This window comes from Pseudomonas sp. 22072, assembly GCF_052046095.1.
GTDB classification, from domain to species: Bacteria; Pseudomonadota; Gammaproteobacteria; order Pseudomonadales; family Pseudomonadaceae; genus Aquipseudomonas; species Aquipseudomonas paracarnis.
Genome location: NZ_JBQEQE010000024.1, coordinates 1 through 23696, shown reverse-complemented (window position 1 = coordinate 23696; position 23696 = coordinate 1). Strand labels below are relative to the sequence as shown.

The following is a 23696-nucleotide window of genomic DNA, read 5'->3' as shown; positions in this document are numbered from 1 at the left end:
CCTTCTGCACCGCAAAAAACGGCCAAAACTGGCGTTCGCACGCGAGCGCCGCTGGTGAGCATGAGTGCGTCGGTGTGAGACGCCGTGATGACGAATAAAAGCTTGATGATGCCGCCATCTGGGCGATCTGAGCGTAGCACCTCGTTCAAGCCCGGCCCGTGCTTATCGAGGAGTTCCACGTTAATGGCTATCAGCGTTTTCGACCTGTTCAAGATCGGCATCGGGCCTTCGAGTTCCCACACCGTGGGGCCCATGCGCGCCGCGGCGTTGTTCGTTCAAGGGTTGCGTGAGCGTGGGTGGCTGGAACAGGTGCAGCGTGTCGAAGTGCAACTGTACGGCTCGTTGTCGGCCACCGGCATCGGCCACGGCAGCGACACCGCCACCATCATGGGCCTGATGGGCGAGTGGCCAGACGCAATCGACCCCACGCAAATCGGCGCCCGTATCCACACCCTGCGCGAAACCGACACGCTGCTGCTGGACGGGCGTTTGCCGGTGCCCTTTGTATGGGCGCGGGATATGCGCCTGCTCGATGAGAACCTGCCGTTCCATCCCAATGCCATGACCCTGGTGGTGTTTGGCGAAAACGGCGAGTTGCACCGCGACACCTATTACTCGGTGGGCGGCGGTTTTGTGGTGGATGAAGCCCAGGCCCAAAGCGGTGTGGCGGACATGGACCGCACCGAGCTGCCTTATGACTTTTCCAGTGCCGTGGAGCTGTTGCAGTTGTGCAAGATCCACAACCTGCGCGTTGCCGAACTGATGCTGGCGAATGAAAAAACCTGGCGCAGCGAAGAAGAAATCCGCAGCGGCCTGATGAAGCTCTGGCGCGCCATGCAAGATTGCGTGGAGCAGGGCCTCAAGCACGAAGGCATCCTGCCCGGCGGCTTGAACGTGCGCCGTCGCGCTGCCAAGTTGCACCGCAGCTTGCAGGAGCTGAACAAGCCCAATGTGATCGGCTCGACCTTGAGCGCCATGGAATGGGTCAACCTGTTCGCCCTGGCGGTCAACGAAGAAAACGCCGCCGGTGGGCGCATGGTCACGGCGCCCACCAACGGCGCGGCGGGAATCATCCCGGCGGTGTTGCACTACTTCATGAAGTTCAGTGAAGAAGTCACCGAAGCCAACGTGGTCGACTACCTGTTGGGCGCGGCGGCGGTGGGCATCCTGTGTAAAAAGAACGCCTCGATCTCCGGTGCCGAAGTCGGTTGCCAGGGCGAGGTCGGTTCCGCGTGTGCCATGGCCGCAGCCGGGCTGGCGGAGATCCTTGGTGCCACGCCGGAGCAACTGTGCAACGCTGCCGAAATCGGCTTGGAACACAACCTCGGCCTGACCTGCGACCCGGTGGGCGGCCTGGTGCAAGTGCCGTGTATCGAGCGCAATGCAATTGCGGCGGTGAAGGCGATCAACGCGGCGCAAATGGCGTTGCGGGGCGATGGCCAGCACTTCATCTCGTTGGACCGGGTGATCCGCACCATGCGTGATACCGGGGCCGATATGCATGACAAGTACAAAGAGACATCACGCGGTGGGTTGGCGGTGAGTGCGGTTGAATGTTGAGTCAGTGACATGATCGTTCCCACGCTCCGCGTGGGAATGCCGCCCCGGACGCTCCGACCATGGGTGACGCAGAGCGTCACAGGATGCATGCCCACGCAGAGCGTGGGAACGAGCTGAACAGAGGAGCATCATTGCTCACAAAGTGAACACCCCAGCCAAAATCGCCACCTTTTAGCGCGTCGCAAATAGATAAGTAGCTTCCGAACGAATTCCTACACGATCACACGCCTGATGTGCTTTGGGTGACAGACTCCTCCTACGCCCGCAAAGCGCCTTCCCACAAGTGCTACCGATCTGCTCACCCCCCTTGAACCCCGCCCGTTATGCGTCATATCCCGCACTTCACGCGTGGGCTCATATAGACGCATAAACAGGTCGTTTTCAGGAGTTCTTGAATAGCCATTCAATTTTAGGCATGGCATTTGCTCTATCAATTACAAAGCCTCTCCTTTTCAGGACGAGCGCAATAACAAGAGCCTCGCCTGAGGCCGCCACCCGCTTTGTGTGATGTGAGGAGATACCGCGATGACGTCGACCAACTCCGGGGCCCAACCCCAGAACCGTGCGCCTCAATCCATCGGCTTTTTGCTGCTGGACAATTTCACGCTGATTTCCCTGGCGTCAGCCGTGGAGCCACTGCGCATGGCCAACCAGCTGTCCGGCCGCGAGCTGTATCGCTGGACAACCCTGAGTGTCGACGGCAACCAGGTGTGGGCCAGCGATGGCCTGCAAATCACACCCGATGCCTCCATGCACAAAGCACCCGTGCTGGACACGGTCATCGTGTGCGGCGGCGTGGGTATCCAGCGCACCGTCACCCGTGAACATGTGTCGTGGCTGCAAAGCCAGGCACGCCAGTCTCGTCGCCTCGGCGCAGTGTGCACCGGCAGTTGGGCCCTGGCCTGCGCCGGCTTGCTCGACGGCTTTGATTGCAGCGTGCACTGGGAATGCCTGGCGTCGATGCAGGAAGCCTTCCCGCGGGTGGCCATGAGCACGCGCCTGTTCACCCTCGACCGCAACCGCTTCACCAGCTCCGGTGGTACCGCGCCCCTGGACATGATGTTGCACCTGATCAGCCGCGACCACGGCCGTGAATTGTCGGCCGCCATCTCCGAGATGTTCGTGTACGAACGCATCCGCAACGAACAGGATCACCAGCGTGTGCCGCTCAAGCACATGCTTGGCACCAACCAGCCGAAGCTGCAGGAAATCGTCGCGCTGATGGAAGCCAACCTCGAAGAGCCAATCGACCTGGACGAACTGGCGGTGTATGTCGCCGTGTCGCGCCGGCAGTTGGAGCGGCTGTTCCAGAAATACCTGCACTGCTCGCCGTCGCGCTACTACCTCAAGCTGCGCCTGATTCGTGCGCGGCAGTTGCTCAAGCAAACGCCGATGTCGATCATCGAGGTCGCGTCGGTGTGCGGGTTTGTGTCTACGCCGCACTTTTCCAAGTGCTACCGCGAATACTTCGGCATTCCGCCGCGGGATGAACGCGTAGGCTCCAACACCACCCAGCAAGTGGCGATGATGCCGATTCCGCCGGCACTGGTGTTGTCACCGTTGTCGGGGCCGATGTCGGCGTTGAGCCAGGCCAGGAACGAGTCGACGTTTGCCAGTGTAAGGCTCTAAACCGAGTCGTCTGCATCGCAGGCAAGCCAGCTGCCACCTTGGAATGCGTTCTCCTGTGGGCGCTGGCTTGCCTGCGATAGCGGTATTTTCAGGCGCCGGAGTTCTGTTTGAATTGCATCAGCGCCGGCAACAACTGCTTGTCGATCGCCTGGCGCACGGCCGGCAAAATGGTCGCCTTGCCGGTGTACATTTGCTCCACCATTCCCTTGAGCGCCTTGGCCCGCGCTTCGCTCAAACCGCGCACTGCACATTCACACGCCTGCTCGGCGCTGGCGCCGCTGGACACTTCAAAACCCAGTGAGCGCAGTTGGCTCAGCAGGTCATCCTGATCAATCAAATCCGCGTGCATCATGACGTTTATCCTGGTGTAGGGAACAGGGATTGACCTGGATTCTGGTAGGCCCTTGCTGGGTGGGCAAGAGCAGAATCGAGCGATGGCTTGGATGGCTATGAACAGGTCGTTTTCGGGTCACTTGGCAATACGGTTAATAGGCACACTGAACCCAGGCACGCAGCTTGACGGTTTGGTCACCCTCCAGATGCACAGCTCACACAAGGCCCCTCTGCCCCGATCCAGTCACGGCTGGCTCGGGGCTTTTTTTGCCGGTAAACCGATGACACGGCCAAGCAGGGCAGGCCTTGGCAGCTCGGCCTGGGCAGCGCTGATCGCGGCAAGCCGTTGCAGCGTGGCCTCGGTGAACAGCGTGGCCTGCGGCCCGGCCAGGTCGACGTGCATCAGCATCTGTTCATTGCCGGCCAGTTCCTTGTCGTCTCCCACCCGGTGCAGGCTGTGATAAAGGTGCAGGCGCTTGGCGTCATGGGCGATCAGTTGGGTATGCACCTCAACCTCGGCCCCGAGCTTCACCTCATGCAAGTAGTTCAGGTGCAGCTCCAGGGTGAACAGCGAGTGGCCACTGGCTTCGCGGTTTTCGCTGTCCAGCCCCAGGGTGTCCATCAGCGCATCGGTGGCGTAGCTGAAGATCAGCAGATAGAACGCGTCACGCAGATGGCCGTTGTAGTCGACCCAGTCGGGCAGGATTTTCGTGGTGTAGGTGGTCAGTGCGGGCATGGCATGAATCCAATTCAGTGTGCGGTCAAATGTGCTGGCCGGCCTGCGATAGCAATGGTGAGGCCAACACCGCCATCGCAGGCAAGCCAGCTCCCACAGGGTTATTCGGCGAAGTTCATGCCGTGCTTGGCCTTGGTTGTTTTTACGGCTTCCAGCACCGCCAGCAGGCAGTCATCACGATAGCGCTCCAGCGCCGAGATGCTGTGGTTACCCAACTGCTCAGCGGTGCCATCGACCACATCATCAATCAGCTTTTCAGTCAATTCAGGCGCCGGTAGATAAGTCCACGGCAGCTGCAACGCCGGGCCGAACTGTGCCATGAAGTGGCGCATACCGGCGTCGCCGCCCGCCAGTGTGTAAGTGAGGAAAGTGCCCATGAACGACCAGCGCAACCCGGCACCAAAACGAATGGCGTCGTCGATTTCGCCGGTGGTCGCCACCCCGTCATTGACCAGGTGCAGCGCCTCACGCCACAGCGCTTCCAGTAGGCGGTCGGCAATAAACCCCGGCACTTCCTTGCGCACATGCAAAGGACGCATGCCCAGGGATTCATACACCGAGATCGCCGCCTGGATTGCCTCTGGCGCGGTGTTTTTGCCGCCCACCACTTCTACCAGTGGCAACAGGTAGACCGGGTTGAAGGGGTGGCCGACCACGCAGCGTTCCGGGTGGGTAGAGCTTTCATAGAATTCGCTGGGCAATAGCCCTGAGGTGCTGGAGCCGATCAATGCGTTCGGCTTGGCCGCGGCGCTGATCTGGCGGTGCAATTGCAGCTTCAGCTCCAGGCGTTCTGGGGCGCTTTCCTGGATGAAGTCGGCGTCTTTTACGCAGTCTTCGATGGTAGTGACAAAGCGCAGGCGGTCCTGGGAGGCACCTGCCGCCAGGCCCTGTTGTTCAAGGGCTGGCCAGGCGTTGGCGACGCGTTTGCGCAAGGCCGCCTCGGCACCGGGCGCGGGGTCCCAGGCCACCACATCCAGACCATGGGCAAGGGCACGGGACACCCAACCGCTGCCGATGACACCGCTGCCCAACGCAGCAAAGGTTTTGATTTCGGTGATAAAGCGCATGGCATATTCCTAAAGTGTTCGATGATCCTTTGTGGGAGCCGGGCTTGCCCGCGATGGCGGCATTGCANAGGCTACAAAGATGTGGCAGATTTACTGGCCTCATCGCGGGCAAGCCCGGCTCCCACAGGAGTGGTGGTGTCTGTGTTAGCCGCGTTGGGTCAGGCCCATCTTGATGCGGCCTTCGGCTGGGGTCAGGACCCTCGCGCCTAACCGGCTGAGAATTTCACTGGCGCGCTCCACCAACTGCCCATTGGTGGCGAGCACGCCTTTGTCCAGCCACAGGTTGTCTTCCAGGCCCACCCGTACGTTGCCGCCCAGCAGCACCGCCTGCGCGGCCATTGGCATTTGCATGCGGCCAATGCCGAAGCCGGCCCACACCGCGTCGGCGGGCAGGTTATCGACCATGGCTTTCATGGTGGTGGTGTCGGCCGGTGCCCCCCAGGGAATGCCCAGGCACAGTTGGAACAGCGGGTTATCCAGCAGCCCTTCCTTGATCATCTGCTTGGCGAACCACAGGTGGCCGGTGTCGAAAATTTCCAGCTCGGCCTTTACGCCCAGTTCCTGGATACGTTTGGCGCCGGCACGCAGCTGCGCCGGGGTGGACACGTAAATGGTGTCGCCATCGCCGAAGTTCAGCGTGCCGCAGTCCAGGGTGCAGATTTCCGGCAGTAGTTCTTCGACGTGGGCCAGGCGGGTCAGCGGGCCCACCAGGTCGGTATTGGGCCCGAACTCCATGGGATTCTCGCCGCCACCGATCTCCAGGTCGCCACCCATGCCGGCGGTGAGGTTGACGATGATGTCGATGTCGGCCTCGCGGATGCGCTCCATCACTTCGCGGTACAGCGCGACGTCGCGACTGAACTTGCCGGTCTCGGGGTCGCGTACGTGGCAATGCACGACCGTGGCGCCGGCCTTGGCGGCCTCCACGGCAGCGGCGGCGATTTGCTTGGGAGTGACCGGCACGTGGGGGCTTCTGGCGGTCGTGTCGCCAGCACCGGTGAGTGCGCAGGTGATGATGACGTCGTGGTTCATGGGGCGGTTCCTTACAGGCGGGTGATTTCAAGGCGCAGGGCGCCGTTCGCAACCTTCAGGGGTTGCGAAGCGGTGATCTGGATGGGTTATTTCGTGGTCAATTGCAGGTTGGCGGCAGCCGGTTTGCCGTCGAAGGTGGTGACACCCTCCAGCCAGCGCGCCTGGTCTTGCGGGTGATCCTTGAGCCACTGCTTGGCGGATTCGATGGCATCCTTGTGGTCCAGCAGCGGTTGCATCATGCGGCTTTCGTCGGCGGCGGTGAACGTCAGGTTGGTCAGCAGCTTATGCACGTTGGGGCACTGCTCGGCGTAGGCCGGCGCGGTCACGGTCCACACGGTGGCCATGCCTTCGTTCGGGCCCAGGGCGTCTTCGCTGCCGGTGAGGTAAGTCATCGCCACATTGACGTTCATCGGGTGCGGTGCCCAACCAAAGAACACCACGGCTTCCTTGCGGCGCACGGCACGGTCTACGGCCGCCAACATGCCGGCTTCGCTGGACTCCACCAACTGGAACTTGCCCAGGCCGAACTGGTTGTTGGCGATCATCGCCTTGATCTGCGTATTGGCCCCCGAGCCCGGCTCGATGCCATAAATCTTGCCGCCCAGCTCTTTTTCGAACCTGGCGATGTCAGCAAAGGTTTTCAGGCCCTTGTCGGCCAGATAAGTCGGCACCGCCAGGGTGGCGCGGGCGTCTTCCAGGCTGGGTTTTTCGAGGACCTTGACTTGCTTGGCGTCGACGAACGGCGTGATGGTCTGGGTCATCAGCGGGTTCCAGTAACCCAGAAACAGGTCCAGGCGCTGGTCGCGGATGCCGGCAAAGATGATTTGCTGCGAGGCGCTGGTTTGTTTGGTCTTGTAGCCGAGGCCATCGAGCAGCACCTGGGCCATGGCGCTGGTGGCGATGACGTCGGTCCAGTTGACCACGCCCATGCGTACGTTCTGGCATGAAGCGGCATCCGCTGCCAGGGCGTTAGTGCTCAAAATGGCGCTGGCGCTGAGTGCAAGTACGCAGCGGCTGATCAGTCGGTTCATGGGTGGAGCCCTCGGCAGTCGTTATTGTGGGAGCCGGCGTCTTTGTGCGCCGTGGGATCACGTTACGCAGCTTGGCGCCCCGCAAAGCGCACGGCGGCGACCCACTCTTGCACTGCAGCGACCTGGGCTCTTGAATGGCCGGTTGAACTGGCGTATCACAGTGATCACGCTGCCCGTATGACGAGAGCGCCACCATGTCCCAGGATGTCTATTTCTTGCTGATGCCGGGGTTCTCGGCCCTCGGTTTTATCTCCGCGCTGGAACCGTTGCGCGTGGCCAATCGCTTTCGCGGCGAGCTGTACCGCTGGCACATCTTGAGTGCCGATGGCGGCGCGGTACTGGCGAGCAACGGCATGTCGGTCAACGCCGATGCCGCGCTGGAACCGTTGAAAAAAGGCGCGACCTTACTGGTGGTGGCCGGCTTCGAACCCCTGCAGTTCGCCACGCCCGCCCTGGAGCATTGGCTGCGCCGCCTCGACCATGAGGGTGTGACCCTCGGTGCCATCGACACCGGCGCCTGCGTGCTGGCCGAGGCGGGCCTGCTTGACGGCCACCGCCTGACCTTGCACTGGGAAGCCATCGACGCCTTCAAGGAGGCCTATCCGCACCTGAGCGTGACCCAGGAACTGTTCGAAATCGACCGGCGCCGCATCACCTGCGCCGGCGGCACCGCGTCCATCGACTTGATGCTCGATCTCATCGCCCAGGCCCACGGCCCGGCACTGGCGATCCAGGTTTCCGAGCAATTCGTACTCGGCCGCATCCGCCCGCGCAAGGACCACCAGCGCATGCAGATCGCCACGCGCTACGGCATCAATAACAAGAAACTGGTGCACGTGATCGGCGAAATGGAACAGCACACCGAACCGCCCCTGAGCACCTTGGCCCTGGCCGAAACGATCAAGGTCACCCGGCGCCAACTGGAGCGGCTGTTTCGCCTGCACCTGAACGATACGCCGAGCAATTTCTACCTGGGCCTGCGCCTGGAAAAAGCCCGCAAACTGCTGCGCCAGAGCGACATGAGCGTGCTGGAAGTGAGTATCGCGTGCGGGTTTGAGTCACCGTCGTATTTCACCAGGAGCTATCGCGCAAGGTTTGCCAAATGCCCGCGGGAGGATCGGCGGCGGGAGGTGGTTTGACGGACAATTATAGTCAATTATACTCTTAGCTATAATTTATAGTCATTTAGATAATTGAGTATAAAACCATGTCCAAGCACAGCGGCTTTGTGTTTCGCCGCCCCACCCTGGCAAGCAGTATTGCCGATGGCCTGGTGGGGGCCGGTATTCAGGATTTCACCTCCGGCCTGTTTCTCGCGGCGCCCCGACGCACGGGCAAAAGCACTTTTTTGCGCGAAGACCTGATTCCGGAATGTCAGCTGCGGGGCTGGCTGGCGGTGTATGTCGACCTGTGGGCCGACAAGGAAAAAGACCCCGCCAAGCTGATCGCAGGTGCCATTGCGGGGGCGTTGGTGCCGTTTGAAAAGGGCATTCGCAAACTGGCAAAGAGCATTGGCATCGAGAAACTAAGCTTTCTGCGTACGCTTTCCTGGGACTTTACCAAGCCACGATTGCCTGTCGGTGCGACGCTGACCCAAGCGTTGGAATTGCTCCATAGGGCTGCAGAAAAACCCGTTGTACTGGTGATTGACGAAGCACAGCACGCATTAACCACCGAGTCAGGTATCAATGCGATGTTCGCGTTGAAGGCTGCCCGGGATCAGCTCAACCAAGGCCGTGACGAGGAGGGCAGCGGTTTGCGCTTGGTGTTTACCGGCTCCAATCGCGACAAACTCGCCCATTTGGTATTGGGTAAAAGCCAGCCATTCTTCGGTTCCAGCATCACGCCGTTTCCGCTGCTGGGCAAAGCGTTCACCCAGGCCTACACCGTGCACCTCAACGCGCACCTGGCCAAGAACAACCAATTCAACGCGGCTGACATTGATGAGGCGTTTGAGCTGGTAGGTCGGCGTCCCGAGATGTTGCGCACGATCATCGGTGAAGTCGCATTGGAGCTGGGCGAGGCGAGCAATCTTGGCCAACTGCTGCACAGTCGCGCAGAACTGCTGCGCGCGGGTGTATGGACCGAGTTCGAAAGCGCCTGGAACGCCCTGACCATCCCGCAGCGTGCGGTGTTGCAGGTGATGGTGGTGCGTTCGCAAAGCAATGAGCCATTTGCGCCGTTTACCGACAGCACGATTACCGCAGTCAGCAAGGCATTGGAGGTTATGCGCAGCGATGTGGTGCCCGGGACCCAGACCATTCAGGCCTGTATCGATGCCCTGCGCGACAAGGAATTGGTATGGAAGTCGAGCCGGGGAGGGTATGCCCTGGAAGACAAGTCGTTCGGGGATTGGCTGCTGCACAAAACCTGCATACCGACTAACGAGTGAAACCCGATGTAGCGCAGTTTATAAGGGAATCATGGAAGGTGTAGGAAGTTTCTTTTTTTCATCGCTAACGGAGACTTATAGCCAAGGACTGCTAACGTCCTATGGGTCTTAGAAATGGCTCTTGACCAAATGCTTTTGAAATGAAGCACGCAGGCCAGGAAGTCACTACTTAACCAGAAGAGGTTGGCATGCTTAGAAAACTAGTTACTGTCATCGCGTTCGCGACCACCCCGGCGTGGGCAGCCCAGGCGTCTGCACCTTTCACCGGAGCCGACTACAGCGGGCGCTATGAATGTACCGGCCAGGATAAACATATAGGCAGCTATAAGGGTGTTGTTGATATGGCACTCGACGCCAAGCAAAGTACTGGCAAGTACGCCGCCTACACCTTCACCTTGACCTTGGAAGACAAGTCCCGTTATGACGGAATGGCCGCCGGGACTTCGGACGCGCTGGGCGTTTATTTTGCTCACACCGACCCTGTCTTGAAAGACTTCGGCGTGGGGGTCGCACAAATGACGTCAACCCCGGAGGGCAAAGTGTCTTTCGTTAAGTACTACTACACGCCTGAATACGAAGGCGGTGGTCACGGCTTGGAACACTGCGTCAAAAGCTGATGGGTAATTACTTTTTCATCAGGGTTGAGCAGGCTGTTTTATAAGCTTCATGCTGATACTTGTTCAACGTCGTCGGCAGATCAAAGCTGTGCTTCTTGTTTTGCGCATTGATGGTCTGCGGCGACAGCAGCGTCACCTCCACCCCATCCAGCAACTGAAACACCCCTTCGATCTTGAACGTCGTCGGGCCACCGGCGAACTCGCCTTTTTTACTGCGTTTCTTGATGGCAATGCGCGTGATGCCGTTGGCTTGAACGAACGCCTTCACCTGGGCGGCGAAAGCTTTTACGTTGGCCGCTTCGTCGTCATCGTCGAGGGCGATTTTCTTGGTGGCCAGGGCGACGTGGGTCAGCGTCTGGTTGTCCAGGGAGGCGACGGCGATGATGGCTTCGCTGCCTTTGATTTCGATGCCGCAGATGGTCATGAGCGGGTCCTTTGCGAGGGAGAGGCTTCAGGAAAGGGCTTATTGAAATGCAATTCAAAGAGCTGCTCTATTGTCTTGCTCATTGGTTGAAGTTGGGAAATTTCTATCTTAAGTTTCAATAAGCTTGCTTCTTTGATTTTAATATCTAGCTCATTCAGTACTTCGCCGGGCTTTTGTATTTTCTGAAACCAGCGGCTAAAACCTATCACCGTGCACAGTGACGTGAGCGTCGCGTACAGACCGATGAAAATATAAAACTCTTTTTCGTGGACGAGCAGATAGTCCATGAACGTGTCGAGGTTATCTTTCTCTCGTTCTTTGTATGTAGAAAGTTTTCTTTCTTGTATAGCGAGGCTGTTCTTCAGGAAGGTGACGTCGTTGTTGAATGACTCCGGCAGATCTGCGATTTTATGCAGCTCCGGTGTGCCTTTCTCAAGTGCTTCAATGCGTTTAGTGAAGTCGTTTACCATTTGCTCCGTTTGCGAATGGTGGCTTTCCTCGCGTGTTTCTTTTTGGAATCTGTAGTCCAGATAAGAAAAAATAGACACCAGTGTCAGCGCACCTGCAATTAGCCATAAACCAAATACAGCAAGCAACTTATAAATATTGTCGGTGGGTGGGGATGGAAGCCATTGCATGCCGAAAATTCCTTAAATCAGCGTCAGGTAGCGAAAAGCGACAGTGGGACGCTTCTATTGTAGGAATATAGTTACTATTCTTGGCCAATCGACTCCAGAAACTCCGACCGCTCATCACTCATGCGCGCCAGGCAGTCGTTGTGCGCAATCGCATAGGCCTTGGTGCCGGTCACTGCCGGGAAGGTGTCCACTGCACAATCGGCGTCGCGCAGTTTTTCCCACTTCTGCTGCGCATCCTTCAGACGGGCGGTAATGTCCGCCAGTTTGGTCTTGTCGCTGCCGTAGGTCGAACCCATGCGCTCCAGCAACCCCTGATAGTTATCTTTGAGCAATTGCTCGGCGGTGGTCTTGTTGTAGGTGGCGCATTCCAAGGTTTGCTGGTCGTTCTCGATACCGTCGCACGGCGTGCTGTCGGTGTCTTCGGCCGCGTGGGCGGTGGTTGCGATGAGTGCCAAAGCCAGGAAAATCGATTTCATTGCGCCGTCTCATATCACGTGATGCGCAATTCTGGCTCAAGCGTAAGACAAAGAACAGCCGACCGTGGGGCCTGTCTTCGCAGGCTTTGTCGCGGATTGACGCTTTCGGCAATTCCCCTGTCGTTTTTGCACCCGGCTCCGTCGGTCCCTGGGCATATGCTGGCCCCAAAGCGCCGGCAGACGATTCGGCGCATGAATCGCCAATAAGGGGACGCCTGATGAGCCCAGCCGAGTTGCACGCCGACAGCATCGTTATCGACGGTCTGATTATTGCCAAGTGGAACCGCGACCTGTTCGAAGACATGCGCAAAGGTGGCCTCACCGCCGCCAACTGCACGGTGTCGGTGTGGGAAGGCTTCCAGGCCACGATCAATAACATTGTCGCCAGCCAGACCCTGATCCGTGAGAACAGCGACCTGGTGATCCCGGTGAAAACCACCGCCGACATCCGCCGCGCCAAGGAGCAGGGCAAGACCGGCATCATCTTCGGCTTCCAGAATGCCCATGCCTTTGAGGACCAGCTCGGCTATGTCGAGATCTTCAAGCAGCTCGGCGTGGGGGTGGTGCAGATGTGCTACAACACCCAGAACCTGGTGGGCACCGGCTGCTACGAGCGTGATGGCGGCCTGTCGGGTTTCGGGCGTGAGATCGTCGCCGAGATGAACCGCGTCGGCATTATGTGCGACCTGTCCCACGTGGGCTCCAAGACCAGCGAAGAGGTCATCCTCGAATCGAAAAAGCCGGTGTGCTACTCCCACTGCCTACCGTCCGGGCTTAAAGAGCACCCGCGCAACAAGTCCGATGAAGAGCTGAAGTTCATCGCCGACCATGGCGGTTTTGTCGGCGTGACCATGTTCGCGCCGTTCCTGGCCAAGGGCATCGACTCGACTATCGACGACTACGCCGAAGCCATCGAATACACCATGAACATCGTCGGCGAAGACGCCATCGGCATCGGCACCGACTTCACCCAGGGCCATGGTCAGGATTTCTTCGAAATGCTCACCCATGACAAGGGCTACGCCCGCCGCCTGACCAGCTTCGGCAAGATCATCAACCCGCTGGGCATCCGCACCGTGGGTGAGTTCCCCAACCTCACCGAGACCCTGCTCAAGCGCGGCCACAGCGAGCGTGTGGTGCGCAAGATCATGGGCGAGAACTGGGTCAACGTGCTCAAGGACGTCTGGGGCGAATAAGCCACTGCTCGCTTAATCCTTCACCCGCCGCCATCCGCGTGGCGGGCATCAAAACGAATTTTCTGGAGTTAAGTTTCCATGGCCAAGATCGCCCCGCAATTGCCAATTGAAGTCGACAGCGAAACCGGTGTCTGGACCTCCGACGCCCTGCCGATGCTGTACGTGCCGCGTCATTTCTTCGTCAACAACCACATGGGTATCGAAGAAGTGCTGGGCGCTGATGCCTACGCCGAGATCCTTTACAAGGCCGGCTACAAGTCCGCCTGGCACTGGTGTGAAAAAGAAGCTGAATGCCACGGCCTGGAAGGCGTCGCGGTGTTCGAGCACTACATGAAGCGCCTGTCGCAACGCGGCTGGGGCCTGTTCAAGATCCAGGACATCGACCTGGATAAAGGCACCGCCAGCGTCAAGCTTGAGCATTCAGCTTTTGTGTATGTCTACGGCAAGGTCGGACGCAAAGTGGACTACATGTTCACCGGCTGGTTTGCCGGCGCCATGGACCAGATCCTTCAAGCGCGTGGCAGCAAGATCCGCACTGTCGCCGAACAAGTCTACGGAGGCTCCGAAGAGGGCCACGATGATGGTTTGTTCACCGTCAAACCGTTGTAAGCCGAGGACCGTGCCATGGCTTTCGAAGCAATGTTCCAGCCGATCCAGATCGGCAAACTGACCATCCGCAACCGGGTGCTCAGCACTGCGCATGCCGAGGTGTATGCCACCGACGGCGGCATGACCACCGACCGCTATGTGAAGTACTACGAAGAGAAAGCCAAGGGCGGTATTGGCCTGGCGATCTGCGGTGGCTCCTCCGTGGTGGCCATCGACAGCCCGCAGGAATGGTGGGCGTCGGTGAACCTGTCCACCGACCGCATCATCCCGCACTTCCAGAATCTGGCCGATGCCATGCACAAGCATGGCGCCAAGATCATGATCCAGATTACCCACATGGGCCGGCGCTCGCGTTGGGACGGCTTCAACTGGCCGACCCTGATGTCGCCGTCCGGTGTGCGTGAGCCGGTGCACCGTGCCACCTGCAAGACCATCGAGCCGGAAGAAATCTGGCGTGTGATCGGCAACTACGCCCAGGCTGCGCGTCGGGCCAAGGCCGGTGGCCTGGACGGGGTGGAATTGTCGGCCGTGCACCAGCACATGATCGACCAGTTCTGGAGCCCGCGGGTCAACAAGCGTACCGACGAGTGGGGCGGCAGCTTCGAGGGCCGCATGAAGTTCGGCCTGGAAGTGTTGAAGGCCGTGCGTGCCGAAGTGGGGGATGACTTCTGTGTGGGCATGCGCCTGTGCGGTGACGAATTCCACCCGGACGGCTTGTCCCACGAGGACATGAAGCAAATCGCCAAGTACTACGATGACACCGGCATGCTCGATTTCATCGGCGTGGTGGGCTCGGGTTGCGACACCCACAACACCCTGGCCAACGTCATCCCGAACATGAGCTACCCGCCGGAGCCGTTCCTGCACCTGGCGGCCGGCATCAAGGAAGTGGTCAAGGTTCCGGTGCTGCACGCGCAGAACATCAAGGACCCGAACCAGGCCACGCGTATTCTGGAAGGCGGCTATGTGGACATGGTCGGCATGACCCGTGCGCACATCGCCGACCCGCACCTGATCGCCAAGATAAAGATGGGCCAGATCGACCAGATCAAGCAGTGCGTGGGCGCCAACTACTGCATCGACCGCCAGTACCAGGGCCTGGATGTGCTGTGCATCCAGAACGCTGCGACCTCCCGTGAATACCTGGGGGTGCCGCACATCATCGAGAAGTCCACCGGGCCCAAGCGCAAGGTGGTTGTGGTGGGGGCCGGCCCGGCCGGGATGGAAGCCGCGCGCGTGGCGGCTGAACGTGGCCACGACGTGACGCTGTTCGAGAAAAAGGAGTTTATCGGCGGGCAAATCACCACGGCATCGAAAGCGCCGCAGCGTGACCAGATCGCCGGTATCACCCGTTGGTATCAATTGGAGCTGGCGCGTTTGAAAGTCGACCTGCGCCTGGGTGTTGCAGCCGATGCCGAGACCATCCTGGACGTGCGTCCGGACGTGGTGGTGCTGGCGGTGGGCGGGCACCCGTTCATCGAGCAGAACGAACACTGGGGCGCCGCCGAAGGCTTGGTAGTGAGCAGTTGGGACGTGCTCGACGGCAAGGTGCTGCCTGGCAAGAACGTGCTGGTGTACGACACCATCTGTGAATTCACCGGGATGTCGGTGGCCGACTTCCTGGCCGACAAAGGCAGCCAGGTGGAGATCGTCACCGACGACATCAAGCCGGGCGTGGCAATCGGCGGTACGTCGTTCCCCACGTACTACCGCAGCATGTACCCCAAGGAAGTGATCATGACCGGCGACATGATGCTGGAAAAGGTCTACCGCGAGGGCGACAAGCTGGTGGCCGTGCTGGAGAACGAATACACCGGCGCCAAAGAGGAGCGGGTGGTCGACCAGGTCGTGGTGGAGAACGGCGTGCGTCCGGACGAGGCCATTTACTACGGGCTCAAGGAAGGTTCGCGCAACAAGGGCCAGATCGACGTTGAAGCGCTGTTTGCGATCAAGCCGCAGCCATGCCTGAGCGAGGCGGGCGAGGGGTACTTGCTGTTCCGCATTGGTGACTGTGTGGCCCAGCGCAATACCCACGCCGCCATCTATGACGCCCTGCGCTTGTGCAAGGATTTCTGACGCACCTGATCGTTCCCACGCTCTGCGTGGGAATGCCGCCCTGGACGCTCCGCGTCTGCTTTTAAGGTCGTGACGCAGAGCGTCACAGGATGCATTCCCACGCAGAGCGTGGGAACGATCTTCGTGGGAGCTTCACCATGTTGAATACCTTGCTGCCTATTCTCTTGTTTGCCGCCCTGGGCCTCGCCGTCCTCGGCGCCTTGCGCCGGGTGAACATGTGGCGCCGTGGCCGCGCGTCCAAAGTCGACCTGCTGGGTGGCCTCTTGGCCATGCCCAAGCGTTACATGGTCGACCTGCACCACGTGGTCGCCCGTGACAAATACATCGCCAACACCCACGTAGCGACGGCGCTGGGCTTTGTGCTGTCGGCGCTGCTGGCGATTGTGGTGCACGGTTTCGGCCTGCAGAGCCGCATTCTTGGTTATGCCCTGCTGCTGGCGTCGACATTGATGTTTGTCGGCGCGATCTTCATGTACCTGCGCCGCCGCAATCCGCCTGCTCGCCTGTCGAAAGGCCCGTGGATGCGCCTGCCGAAAAGCCTGATGGCCTTCTCGGTGAGCTTCTTCCTGGTGACCTTGCCGGTGGCCGGGATTCTGCCCGCCGATTTCGGCGGCTGGCTGCTCGCGGCATTGCTGAGCGTGGGCGTGTTGTGGGGCGTGTCCGAAATGTTCTTCGGCATGACTTGGGGCGGGCCAATGAAACACGCGTTTGCCGGAGCCCTGCACCTGGCCTGGCACCGTCGCGCCGAACGCTTTGGCGGCGGCCGCTCCACCGGTTTGAAACCCTTGGACCTGAGCGATAAAACCGCACCGCTGGGCGTGGAAAAACCCAAGGACTTCACCTGGAACCAACTGCTCGGCTTCGACGCCTGCGTGCAGTGCGGCAAGTGCGAAGCGGCGTGCCCGGCGTTTGCCGCGGGCCAGCCACTGAACCCGAAAAAACTCATTCAGGACATGGTGGTCGGTTTGGCCGGTGGCACCGATGCCAAGTTTGCCGGCAGCCCGTACCCCGGGAAACCGGTGGGCGAACACGGCGGCAACCCGCACCAGCCGATCGTCAACGGCCTGGTGGGCGCCGAGACCCTGTGGTCGTGCACCACCTGCCGCGCTTGCGTGGAAGAGTGCCCGATGATGATCGAGCATGTGGACGCTATCGTCGACATGCGCCGCCACCTCACCCTGGAAAAAGGCGCCACGCCGAACAAGGGCGCTGAAGTCCTGGAAAACCTGATCGCTACCGACAACCCCGGCGGGTTTGCCCCCGGTGGGCGCCTGAACTGGGCGGCAGACCTGAACCTGCCGTTGCTCAGCGACAAAGGCAGTTGCGATGTGCTGTTCTGGGTCGGCGATGGCGCCTTCGACATGCGTAACCAGCGTACCCTGCGCGCTTTCGTCAAAGTGCTCAAGGCCGCCAAGGTCGATTTCGCCGTGCTCGGCCTGGAAGAACGCGACAGCGGCGACGTGGCGCGGCGCCTCGGTGACGAAGCGACATTCCAGTTGCTGGCCACGCGCAATATCCAGACCCTGGCCAAGTACAGCTTCAAGCGCATCGTCACCTGCGATCCGCACAGCTTCCATGTGCTGAAAAACGAATACGGCGCCTTCAACGGCAACTACCGCGTGCAGCACCACAGCACCTTCATGGCCGAGCTGATCGGCGAGGGCGCGCTGAACCTGGGCCAGCACAAAGGCAACAGCGTGACCTACCACGACCCGTGCTACCTGGGCCGCTACAACGGCGAATACGAGGCGCCGCGCCAAGTGCTGCGGGCTTTGGGTATCGAGGTCAAGGAAATGCAACGCTCGGGCTTCCGTTCACGCTGCTGCGGTGGCGGTGGCGGTGCGCCGATCACTGACATCCCCGGCAAGCAACGTATCCCCGATATGCGTATGGACGACATACGCGAGACAGGTGCCGAACTGGTGGCCGTGGGTTGCCCGCAATGCACGGCGATGCTTGAAGGCGTGGTCGAACCGCGCCCGTTGATCAAGGACATCGCCGAACTGGTAGCCGACGCGTTGCTTGAAGACGCCGCGCCGGCCAAAGCCCCCGTCAAGCGTGAACCTGCGGAGGTGCACTAATGAGCGATATTATCCGCCGCGACCCCCGGGCCGAATGGATCGCCCGTAACCGCCTGCACCCGTTGCACGCGGCGATGCAGCCGGTGCAACACAGCTGGATGGGGCCCAACGGCATCATTCGCAAAAACGTGCATGGTGTCGGTTTTATCGGGCCCAACGGCATCAAGCGCATCGACCGCAGCGGTGCCCAGCAGGGCGGCGCGGCCAAGCGCACCGCGGCAGTGGAAGTGCAATTGCCGCTGCATCAAGTGCCGACCCCGGCGTTCTACATCAACGTGGTGCCGGACATGGTCGGTGGCCGCCTGAGCAGCCACGACCGCGACCTGCTTGGCTTGGCGCGCCAACTGGCCGGTAATGACGGCGCGGTGTTGGCAGTGGTGTTCGGTGAACATAAGGAAAGCGCCTTTGCCACGGCCGGCGTCGACCGGCTGCTGGTGCTGGAGGGGCATGAGTTCGAGGGTTATGCACCGGAGCAACGCGTGCAGGGCCTGCGCGCTGTGGATAACCAATTCAGCCCGCGCCACTGGTTGCTGCCAGACAGCCGCAGCGGTGGTGGTGAGCTGGGGCGGCGCTTTGCCGCCAGCCTCAAGGAGCGCCCGGCGACGCGGGTGTGGCAGATCAAGGGCGAGGAATGCATCGGCCGTGCCGGTGCCGGCCAGGAAGACCTGGCGCGGCCGTTGCCCCGTCTGATCCTCGCTGCCGCCGAATGTGCCGACCCGGTCAGCGAGACCCGCCACGAAGTCTTGCCCGTGGAGTTATCCACAAGCCTGGCGCGCAGTTTGCCTCGTATCGAAGACCTCGGCGCGGTGGCGGTCGATCCGGCAGCGATTCCGATGGCCGAGGCAGAGTTCATTTTCTCCGGTGGCAACGGCGTGAAGGATTGGGCGCTGTTCCACCAGACCGCCGCGGCCCTGGGCGCTACTGAAGGCGCCTCGCGGGTGGCAGTGGACGATGGCTTCATGGCGCGTGATCGCCAGGTCGGCGCCAGCGGCACCTGGGTGACTGCGCGGGTGTACGTGGCGGTGGGCATTTCCGGGGCGATCCAGCACCTGCAAGGCATCGGTGCCTGCGACAAGGTGGTGGCGATCAACCTCGACCCAGGGTGCGACATGATCAAGCGTGCCGACCTGTCGGTGATCGGCGAAAGCGCCGCGATACTGCACGCCTTGATCGCGGCGGTCGAGACCTACCGCAACGGCGCCAAGCGCGATGCAGCCTGAGGATATGACCATGACGAACACTGTATTCAGCCTGGTGTCCATCGGTGCTCACCCCACCTCCGGGCGTCCACGCCGCGCCGAGCAGGATGCGCGCGCGGTTGAGCTGGGGCTGCAACTGGCTGGGGATAAGTTGCAGGTGCTGCACGCTGGTGATGTCAGCGAGCCGACCCTGCGCAGCTACCTGGGCATGGGCCTGCCGCAACTGCAGGTACTGGAACAACCGGCCGGCTCGGATGCCTTGCCGGTGCTCAGTGAGTATCTGCGCGACGCCGGTGCTCAGGTGGTACTGACCGGGAGCCAGGCAGAAACCGGCGAAGGTTCGGGAATGCTGCCGTTCCTCTTGGCCGAGCAACTGGGCTGGCCGCTGATTGTGGGGCTGGCCCAGGTGGAGTCCATCGACGCCGGCGTAGCCCTGGTGCTGCAGGCGCTGCCTCGCGGCCAGCGACGGCGCTTGAAGGTGCGCCTGCCGTTTCTCGCCACTGTGGATAACGCCGCGCCCAAGCCACGTCAGAGCGCCTACGGCCCGGCGCAACGGGGTGAACTGGCCGCCCATGACGTTGAGATTGAACACGACGAGTTATTCACAGGCGCACTGTTGCAACCGGCCAAGCCACGGCCAAAGCGCCTCAAGGTGATCAAGGCCAAGAGTGGTGCCGACCGTATGAAGGCCGCAACGGCCAAGGCCAGTGGCGGCGGTGGGCAGGTGCTCAAGGGCGTGAGCGCTGAAGAGGGCGCGCAAGCGATTCTCAAGCTTCTGGTAGAAGAGGGCGTCGTACGCTGAACCCTGACCACCACCAAACCTTGTGGGAGCTGGCTTGCCTGCGATAGCGGTAGGTCAGCAACCCATGCATCCGTTGACGTATTGCAATCGCGGGCAAGCCCGCTTCCACATTTTCCTGCTTTATCTTGGGCTTACCCACAATGCCTGTTGATCCGCCTGTGGATAACCTGTTCGCGGGTGTCCACAAGCCCGGCATATCAAGCTCTGCAGCCCTCTGTACGAAAAACAACCAACCTAACTTGCGGTTTTTGCTCGGGTTTTCACCGGGTTTAGGCCTCGACTTGCCCCCAAAGTCTGTTGGCGCTTTTGTGGATAAGATGTTCGCTATCCGCTACAGGCCTTGTAAAGCGTGGTCTTCGAGGGGTTGGTCAATAATTGATCAAATCTCGCTTAATCGCCGTTTAAACGGCTCGATATCCCCGATTCATGAGGGTTTCAAGGGCTTTTCCACAACCCGGAAAAAGTTGCCCCCAAAGTCTGTTGGTGCATCTGTGGATAAGGTGTTCGCTTACCGCTGGAAGCCACGCTAATCAAGGCTATTGGAGGGTTGATCAATAAATGAGCAGCTCAAGATAAAACCTGCAAGTTTGAATAAGTCACGGATTTTCTTGATTTAATTTGCGTGCGCGGCGCACTTGCCCACAATTGCTGTGGGTGGCTTTGTGGATAAGTTGTTGGGTAAAGGCTGGAGGGCAGGGTGGTAAAGGGTTGCATCGGAGCTGATCGAATTTTGAACAGTTAACCTGTCCAAATGTGGGAGCTGGCTTGCCTGCGATAGCGGTCTGTCAGCCAATACAGGCTTTGACAGACACAATGCCATCGCGGGCAAGCCCGCTCCCACACAAGCGTTATTCGTGAGCAGCTACGCCTTTGAGATAAGGCGCTGGCGCCGCGCCCAGGTTGTTGAGCATCCGCTCGCTGTACCAATCCACAAAATTCACCACGCCAAACTCATAGGTCTTGGAGTAAGGGCCTGGCTGGTAGGCGGTGGAGTTGATGCCGCGCTGGTTCTCTTCGGCCAGGCGGCGGTCCTGGTCGTTGGTGGCATCCCACACCTGGCGCATGCGCTCCACGTCGTAGTCCACGCCTTCCACGGCGTCCTTGTGCACGATCCACTTGGTGGTAACCATGGTTTCCTGGGCGCTGATGGGCCACACGGTGAACACAATGATGTGGTCGCCCATGCAGTGGTTCCAGGAGTGCGGCAGGTGCAGGATGCGCATCGAGCCCAGGTCCGGGTTCTTGATGCGGCCCATCAGTTTGGCGCAGCCCTGCTTGCCGTCCAGGGTCATCGACACAGTGCCCTTGAGCAGTGGCATGCGCACGATGCGGTTACGCAGGCCGAAGCTGGCGTGGGCGTAAGGGATCTTCTCGGCGTCCCATGCGGCAGCAGAAGCAGCCACGTGGTCCTTGAACGCCTGGTCGGCACGCGGGTCGGTGACGTCGTCCCATTCCAGCAGGGTTTTCAGCAGTTCCGGGTGCGAGGCGTTGCAGTGGTAGCACTCACGGTTGTTTTCCAGCACCAGCTTCCAGTTGGCTTTTTCGAACAAGGTGGTCTGGATCGCCACCTTGGTGTTCTCCATGTCGTAGGGCTCCATGTAATGGTTGAGCGTCGACAGGAAGTCATCGATGGCCGGTGGGTTTTCGGCCAGGCTGATAAAGATGTAGCCGCCAGCAGTCTTCACGTTCACCGGCTTGAGGCCGTACTGCTTCATGTCGAAATCGGCGCCCATCTCGGTGCCGGCGAACAGCAGGCGGCCGTCCAGCTCGTAGGTCCACTGGTGGTAGTGGCACACCAATTTGGCGACCTTGCCCTTGTCGCTGGTGCACAAGCGCGAGCCACGGTGGCGGCAGACGTTGTGGAACGCATGCACCACGCCGTCGGCACCCCGGATCACGATGATTGGGTTCTTGCCCACTTGCAGGGTCAGGTAGTTGCCCTTGGTGGGGATTTCGCAGGTCATGCCGGCGATCAACCACTCTTTCTGGAAGATCTCCTGCATGTCGATATCAAACAACCGCTCATCAGAGTAGAACGGCTGCGGCAGCGAAAAAGTGCGCTCGCGCTCTTGCAGCATTTGCGCGGTGGCCTTGCGTGCGGGTTCCAGCGGATCGCCCAAGCTTAAGGTTGCGGTGACGTCCATCGTGTGTGTCCTCATGGCCATTCTGTGTGGCCGGCGAATAGTGGCTACGGTTGGTGCTGTGCAAGGCGTAAAGAACGCGTCTTTGTTGGGAGCGAGTGTGGGCCCGGCGTAACGTCGAACCTTATCCATGGGCGACATGGCCCAATCTGATCCCGACGCGCAAGCCCCTGTCTTTGGGGGCTGGTCGCCGTAAGTATGTGAATGTCGCAGATAGGTAAATGGGTGGTTCTCGCGTTACGCAGAATCGCCACCACAAGGCCGACGTCGGCGGTGGAGAACAACATGTCCAATAATTTCCTGAATCCGGTAACCACCCAGACCTGGGCCAATGGTCGGCACATCGTCCGCTGCGTCAAAGTCATCCAGGAAACCTGGGATGTGCGCACCTTCTGCTTCATGGCCGATCAGCCGATCCTGTTCTTTTTCAAGCCAGGGCAATTCGTCACCCTGGAGCTGGAAATCGAAGGCCAGCCGATCATGCGTTCGTACACGATTTCCAGCTCACCGTCGGTGCCTTACAGCTTTTCGGTGACCATCAAGCGTGTGCCGGGCGGCCGTGTCTCCAATTGGCTGCACGACACTTTGCACGAAGGCCAGGAGCTGGCGGTGCACGGGCCGGTCGGGCTGTTCAATGCCATCGACTTCCCGAGCCCGAAAGTGCTTTACCTCAGCGGCGGCGTTGGGATCACGCCGGTGATGTCCATGGCGCGCTGGTTCTACGACACCAATGCGAACGTCGACATGACCTTTATCCACAGCGCCCGCTCGCCCAAGGACATCATCTATCACCGCGAGCTGGAGCACATGGCGTCGCGGATCGACAACTTCAGCCTGCACCTGATTTGCGAAAAACACGGCCTAGGCGAGCCTTGGGCCGGGTATCGCGGCTATCTGAATCACAAGATGCTGGAGCTGATGGTGCCGGACTTCCTGGAGCGCGAAGTGTTCTGCTGCGGCCCTACGCCGTACATGAACGCGGTGAAGCGTTTGCTGGAAGTTGCCGGTTTCGACATGACGCGTTATCACGAAGAATCCTTTGGCGCGACACCGCCCGAAGCCCGTGCCGATGCGGTGGAGCAGGCCGAGCAAGCGGCGGATGCGCCGGAGATCGACCTGGCAGACCTGCATCAAGTGGAATTTATCGCGTCCGGCAAGAGCATTCGCGTGGCGCCGGGGGAAACGGTGCATGCTGCGGCGGCCAAGCTCGGCCTGCTGATCCCCAAGGCCTGCGGCATGGGCATCTGCGGTACGTGCAAGGTCATGAAGCTGGGCGGCGAAGTAGAGATGGAGCACAACGGCGGGATTACCGAAGAGGACGAAGCCGAAGGCTATATCCTGTCGTGCTGCAGTGTGCCGAAGGGTGATGTACGCATCGAGTTCTGATCTGCTCGTTCCCACGCTCTGCGTGGTAACGCCTCCCAGGACGCTCCGCGTCCCGTCGCAACTGAAGGGTGACGCGGAGCGTCCTGGGCTGCATTCCCACGCGGAGCGCGGGAACGATCTTTCCGGCAGCAGGCACATGCTCGTTCCCACGCGCTGCGTGGTAACGCCTCCCAGGACGCTCCGCGTCCCGCCGCAGTTGAGGGGTGACGCGGAGCGTCACGGGCTGCATTCCCACGCGGAGCGCGGGAACGATCTTTCCGGCAGCAGGCAC

The 23696-nt window shown here is 60.4% G+C and carries 21 protein-coding genes; 12 read left to right on the top strand and 9 right to left on the bottom strand.

Annotation, left to right across the window (positions count from 1 at the left end):
* Window positions 1–183: 183 nt before the first annotated feature.
* Both ACTJLA_RS21385 and ACTJLA_RS21380 read left to right on the top strand, forming a co-directional pair.
* Window positions 184–1560, top strand: coding sequence for an L-serine ammonia-lyase (locus tag ACTJLA_RS21385; RefSeq protein ID WP_236452412.1), 1377 nt, complete (start codon window positions 184–186; stop codon window positions 1558–1560).
* 525 nt (window positions 1561–2085) lie between these two features.
* On the top strand, window positions 2086–3189 hold the full coding sequence (locus tag ACTJLA_RS21380) for a GlxA family transcriptional regulator (protein WP_003194907.1): 1104 nt from the start codon (window positions 2086–2088) through the stop codon (window positions 3187–3189).
* Between the two features lie 88 nt (window positions 3190–3277).
* On the opposite strand, the gene ACTJLA_RS21375 is transcribed toward ACTJLA_RS21380, so the two are convergent.
* The 5 genes from ACTJLA_RS21375 to ACTJLA_RS21355 all read right to left on the bottom strand — a co-directional run bounded on the left by ACTJLA_RS21375 (window position 3278) and on the right by ACTJLA_RS21355 (window position 7388).
* The gene (locus ACTJLA_RS21375; protein WP_034128891.1) at window positions 3278–3541 is read right to left on the bottom strand and encodes a hypothetical protein; all 264 of its coding nucleotides are present in this window, start codon (window positions 3539–3541) and stop codon (window positions 3278–3280) included.
* Between the two features lie 225 nt (window positions 3542–3766).
* The gene (locus ACTJLA_RS21370) at window positions 3767–4258 is read right to left on the bottom strand and encodes a thioesterase family protein (protein WP_054898191.1); all 492 of its coding nucleotides are present in this window, start codon (window positions 4256–4258) and stop codon (window positions 3767–3769) included.
* Window positions 4259–4359: 101 nt separating this feature from the next.
* Window positions 4360–5325 carry an L-carnitine dehydrogenase gene (locus tag ACTJLA_RS21365; protein ID WP_089041455.1) on the bottom strand — a complete coding sequence of 322 codons (966 nt, stop codon included), beginning with the start codon at window positions 5323–5325 and terminating at the stop codon, window positions 4360–4362.
* A gap of 144 nt (window positions 5326–5469) precedes the next feature.
* The gene (locus ACTJLA_RS21360; RefSeq protein ID WP_034128888.1) at window positions 5470–6357 is read right to left on the bottom strand and encodes a 3-keto-5-aminohexanoate cleavage protein; all 888 of its coding nucleotides are present in this window, start codon (window positions 6355–6357) and stop codon (window positions 5470–5472) included.
* A gap of 86 nt (window positions 6358–6443) precedes the next feature.
* Entirely contained in the window at window positions 6444–7388 is a 945-nt protein-coding gene (locus tag ACTJLA_RS21355) for a choline ABC transporter substrate-binding protein (RefSeq protein WP_054922376.1), read from the bottom strand.
* 194 nt (window positions 7389–7582) lie between these two features.
* Here ACTJLA_RS21355 and ACTJLA_RS21350 point away from each other — a divergent pair, with 194 nt between their 5' ends.
* The 3 genes from ACTJLA_RS21350 to ACTJLA_RS21340 all read left to right on the top strand — a co-directional run bounded on the left by ACTJLA_RS21350 (window position 7583) and on the right by ACTJLA_RS21340 (window position 10397).
* A complete protein-coding gene (locus ACTJLA_RS21350; RefSeq protein ID WP_034128886.1) occupies window positions 7583–8527 on the top strand; it encodes a GlxA family transcriptional regulator in 945 nt (314 codons plus the stop codon).
* Window positions 8528–8595: 68 nt separating this feature from the next.
* On the top strand, window positions 8596–9780 hold the full coding sequence (locus tag ACTJLA_RS21345) for a hypothetical protein (RefSeq protein ID WP_314549063.1): 1185 nt from the start codon (window positions 8596–8598) through the stop codon (window positions 9778–9780).
* 188 nt (window positions 9781–9968) lie between these two features.
* Window positions 9969–10397, top strand: coding sequence for a hypothetical protein (locus ACTJLA_RS21340; RefSeq protein WP_072445575.1), 429 nt, complete (start codon window positions 9969–9971; stop codon window positions 10395–10397).
* Window positions 10398–10404: 7 nt separating this feature from the next.
* On the opposite strand, the gene ACTJLA_RS21335 is transcribed toward ACTJLA_RS21340, so the two are convergent.
* From ACTJLA_RS21335 to ACTJLA_RS21325, 3 genes are all read right to left on the bottom strand, one after another.
* Window positions 10405–10821 carry a DUF3010 family protein gene (locus ACTJLA_RS21335; RefSeq protein WP_054898197.1) on the bottom strand — a complete coding sequence of 139 codons (417 nt, stop codon included), beginning with the start codon at window positions 10819–10821 and terminating at the stop codon, window positions 10405–10407.
* The gene (locus ACTJLA_RS21330; protein ID WP_054898198.1) at window positions 10818–11459 is read right to left on the bottom strand and encodes a hypothetical protein; all 642 of its coding nucleotides are present in this window, start codon (window positions 11457–11459) and stop codon (window positions 10818–10820) included. Before ACTJLA_RS21330 ends, ACTJLA_RS21335 begins: the two co-directional genes overlap by 4 nt.
* Window positions 11460–11533: 74 nt before the next feature.
* On the bottom strand, window positions 11534–11935 hold the full coding sequence (locus ACTJLA_RS21325; RefSeq protein ID WP_014720247.1) for a lysozyme inhibitor LprI family protein: 402 nt from the start codon (window positions 11933–11935) through the stop codon (window positions 11534–11536).
* Between the two features lie 218 nt (window positions 11936–12153).
* Between ACTJLA_RS21325 and ACTJLA_RS21320 the strand changes: the two genes are divergently transcribed.
* The 6 genes from ACTJLA_RS21320 (at window position 12154) to etfB (ending at window position 19898) form a co-directional block, all read left to right on the top strand.
* Window positions 12154–13131 carry a dipeptidase gene (locus ACTJLA_RS21320; RefSeq protein WP_032879065.1) on the top strand — a complete coding sequence of 326 codons (978 nt, stop codon included), beginning with the start codon at window positions 12154–12156 and terminating at the stop codon, window positions 13129–13131.
* Between the two features lie 78 nt (window positions 13132–13209).
* A complete protein-coding gene (locus ACTJLA_RS21315; RefSeq protein WP_008033249.1) occupies window positions 13210–13740 on the top strand; it encodes a DUF5943 domain-containing protein in 531 nt (176 codons plus the stop codon).
* Window positions 13741–13755: 15 nt separating this feature from the next.
* Window positions 13756–15816: an NADH:flavin oxidoreductase gene (gene dgcA / locus ACTJLA_RS21310; RefSeq protein ID WP_205548373.1), complete on the top strand. Its 2061-nt coding sequence runs from the start codon at window positions 13756–13758 to the stop codon at window positions 15814–15816.
* A gap of 137 nt (window positions 15817–15953) precedes the next feature.
* Complete coding sequence (gene dgcB, locus ACTJLA_RS21305) at window positions 15954–17897, top strand: dimethylglycine demethylation protein DgcB (RefSeq protein WP_314549080.1); 1944 nt, start codon at window positions 15954–15956, stop codon at window positions 17895–17897.
* Window positions 17897–19117, top strand: a complete 1221-nt coding sequence (gene etfA, locus ACTJLA_RS21300; protein WP_054898202.1) for an electron transfer flavoprotein subunit alpha — start codon at window positions 17897–17899, stop codon at window positions 19115–19117. Before dgcB ends, etfA begins: the two co-directional genes overlap by 1 nt.
* A 4-nt stretch (window positions 19118–19121) precedes the next feature.
* Window positions 19122–19898, top strand: coding sequence for an electron transfer flavoprotein subunit beta (gene etfB, locus ACTJLA_RS21295; protein ID WP_372441717.1), 777 nt, complete (start codon window positions 19122–19124; stop codon window positions 19896–19898).
* An 848-nt stretch (window positions 19899–20746) separates the two neighbouring features.
* Here the strand turns inward: etfB and gbcA are convergent.
* Window positions 20747–22042 (bottom strand): glycine-betaine demethylase subunit GbcA, encoded by a 1296-nt coding sequence (gbcA, locus tag ACTJLA_RS21290; RefSeq protein WP_089041451.1) that lies wholly within the window; start codon window positions 22040–22042, stop codon window positions 20747–20749.
* 282 nt (window positions 22043–22324) lie between these two features.
* Between gbcA and gbcB the strand changes: the two genes are divergently transcribed.
* Entirely contained in the window at window positions 22325–23425 is a 1101-nt protein-coding gene (gene gbcB / locus ACTJLA_RS21285; RefSeq protein ID WP_014720237.1) for a glycine-betaine demethylase subunit GbcB, read from the top strand.
* Window positions 23426–23696: the final 271 nt, after the last annotated feature.